The organism is Acidiferrobacteraceae bacterium (genome assembly GCA_037388825.1).
Taxonomy (GTDB): domain Bacteria; phylum Pseudomonadota; class Gammaproteobacteria; order Acidiferrobacterales; family JAJDNE01; genus JARRJV01.
In genome coordinates this window covers 1-3,004 of record JARRJV010000120.1, presented here as the reverse complement: position 1 = coordinate 3,004, position 3,004 = coordinate 1, and the positions used below count along the sequence as shown (strand labels likewise).

The 3,004-nt window shown below is 52.1% G+C and carries 2 protein-coding genes; both read left to right on the top strand.

The features are described from left to right. Nucleotides 1–27: 27 nt before the first annotated feature. On the top strand, nucleotides 28–579 hold the full coding sequence (locus P8X48_13115) for a sugar transferase (protein MEJ2108242.1): 552 nt from the start codon (nucleotides 28–30) through the stop codon (nucleotides 577–579). A gap of 1,797 nt (nucleotides 580–2,376) precedes the next feature. Continuing rightward, nucleotides 2,377–3,004: MBL fold metallo-hydrolase (locus P8X48_13110; GenBank protein MEJ2108241.1), on the top strand; the 628-nt coding region annotated here is incomplete at its 3' end.

Genomic DNA, 3,004 nt, shown 5'->3' with positions numbered 1-3,004 from the left:
CGGCAAAGCCTACACTGAAGGAATGAAATGCTAAAACGTGCATTTGACTTGGTCCTTGCTACTGTTCTCGGTATTGTCTTTGCACCTCTGGCCCTTGTTCTTGCATTGATAATACAACTGGAATCGCGAGGGCCGTTTCTCTTCAACTCCAGGCGGGTTGGCAAAGGAGGGGAACAGTTCTTCTATCATCGTCTTCGCCTAGTGAAAGGCTCACCGTACAAGACGCCCTACGAACACACACGCTTCGGCAGATTCATTGGGAATCTGTCTCTGGATGAGATCCCGGCTCTGTTGAATGTACTGAAGGGCGAGATGAGTCTCATCGGTCCACGAGCGGAGAAACCCGAAAAGGTAGACCTAGGCGACCCCGACTGGCAAAAGGTTCTATCTGTCAAGCCAGGCTTGTTCGGATTGGGTGTACTGACATTTTTGGACGAGTATAATCAGACAAGCGTAAGGAATCGAATACAACCAGAGGTACACTATGCTGATAACCGGTCCTTTCTTCTGGATATGAAGATACTGCTCAAGTCGCTCTACTACTGGATACGGATGGGGCATTTGAAAGGAAGATTCTGAGGCAAGGGTAGTGGCAGACCCATACAAATGCCGCCCAACCCCCGCTGTGCGACCCGTTTGCTCGAAACCGGCACCCGCAAAGGGTGTCAGGGAGGATGAGCAGCGAAGCGAAGGCTACAGCCAAGCCTGAACTTTGACAACTATATGTCCATATGGGCGCGATGGGTAAAGGAGACCTATCAATTCCCATCCTCCAGGTAGAGGAGTGAGAGCATCGCCCTACGGCGGGAGACTGGTCATCAAACGTCGGAGTGCAAGGGAGAAAAGGGGATAAGCGCTAACCAGAAGTGGCGACGCCCCAAGCAAGTGGCTATGGACAGGATTTTCGACGAAGGTGTGTAAGCGTCGTGAGTTGGAACCTGCCAAACCTGGTTGATAGGCAGGCCCAAAAGGGAAATGTCCCCATCCGGCTACGTACTAGCGTAATACGTGGTATCTACTCGATACGAGGGACACGGCGCACAGCATCGTCCTAAAGCCACGGAAAATGGACATATGGAACGGGGAAACCCGCCAAGGCTCTCTCAGGTGAAGCTGGAGCAGGCGACCAGGCCGTAAGCCTTGGCGGAGTAGGATGCCCTAGGAAGCCAATGCCTCGCTGTAATGGTGAGGATATGCAGACGTAGGGCCGGTACACGAGAGGCATAGGGACTCGGAGAACCAGGGCTTTAGGCGAACGCGACTGTCTATCGCGTATCAAAAGCCGGACGCATCGTCCAACTCAAATTGTGCATATGCCAAGCTCCGAGAGCGAGTAATTGCTCTCAAGGGAGTGCCTATGACAAAGGCTCGTGTACTGAGGAGCCGTGTGAGATCGAAAGACTCACGCACGGTTCTGTAGCAGAGGTGGGGATCGAGAGGTTCTTGCCTACTGTAACGCAGGCGACGCCGCTTCGCGGCCTTGTATCGCGGCACGATTTGGCTATGCGAGGGGTCTTGAAGTGAAAGGCTCAACGGATAACTCGCGGCGCGCCTGAGCTTCATCGTTGGGTGCGATAAGGCTTGAGTATGTTTGAACAAGTGGTACATGATATTCACATCGGTGGCATTCAGCCGAATGACTTCAAAGAAAAACCACTATGAGCAATGTTTTTGGTTCTTTAAGACGTCTTGCAGTTATCTCCAGCATTGTGGCACTGATCGCAATAATCCACATCTTTAGAATTGGAAGCTATTTACAGGGGGAGTTGTACAACTTCTACTATAGCTATTTTTCAGATTTGGTCCTTCCTTTTGGGTACTACTTTCTATTGTGCGCGAACGAATCACATATACCTATTCTCAGACGGTGGAAAGTGAAATTGGCACTTGCGTTTTTGGTGCCCTCAATGGCCGAAACTTGCCAGTACTTCGGAATGCCCGTTCTGGGGTCCACCTTCGACCTGCTTGACTATGTCACGTATGGTATTGGAGCAATATCAGCTGTTGTCGTCGATACACAAGTGTTCTCTCGCATATTTGATTTTTGGACTGTGGAGAAGGCTAAAAGATAGTGTCACTTCTCAGTATTCAAGTCATGCGAACGAAGAATCGCGCCCAACACCCGCTGGAGCCGACAGCGCCTTCGGTGCTTGTTGTATCGCGGCCCTTTGCATCCATCGAGCGGGAGGTCCAGCGCGGCCGATGCATCTACGCCGAGCCGTGCGGGCACCGGCCGGGGGCAGGGGGTGACGAGGCCGCTCCGGAGGCGGGGACTTGGCGTGAGGAGATGCGGGGAGGGTGGCTATAGGCCGGTTTGTTGGCCTGGGCCGATAAACGGGTGTTGGTGCCGCCTAATCGTCGTAGGAGTATTGAGCAATGTGTCGCAAGAAACAAACACAATGGACTATCTCTCTGGCTCTTCTTGGTATGACCTTGGTTGCGTGCGGAAGGTTGCCGTCTGCCCCGACACCTACGCAAGGCACTACACAGCTTCCAGATTTGGGCGAGCCAACCGCGGACATGACAAGCCTAGATTCGTATGAGCGTTTTGACATCAGCGAGGATTTGTATGTGAGAAAGGTGCAATCTGGGGTATTCATCATCACTCATTCATTTCCTTGGCCTGGGAACTCCATGATCGTCGAGATGAAGAGTTCCGACTTGGTTCTGGTCGACACACCCTACACGCCAAAAGCGACGCGAGAGGTATTGGAGTGGATCGAAACCCAACTCGGCAAGCGAGAAATCACCGCTATCAACACTGGATTCCACTATGATAATCTGGGAGGCAACAGCTACTTGATCGAGCAAGGAATTCCGGTCTATGGTTCGGAATTAACGGCCAAGTCGCTCGAAGAACACGGAGAAGAGATGAGAGCAATGACTCTAGACTGGCTACAAGCCCCCCAATATCAACGTTACTACAAAGCGCACGAGGCTTTGGCATATGTTGCTCCAACGCACTTGTTTGAGCTAGAGGAAGGTCTGCAACTGCAATTCGGCG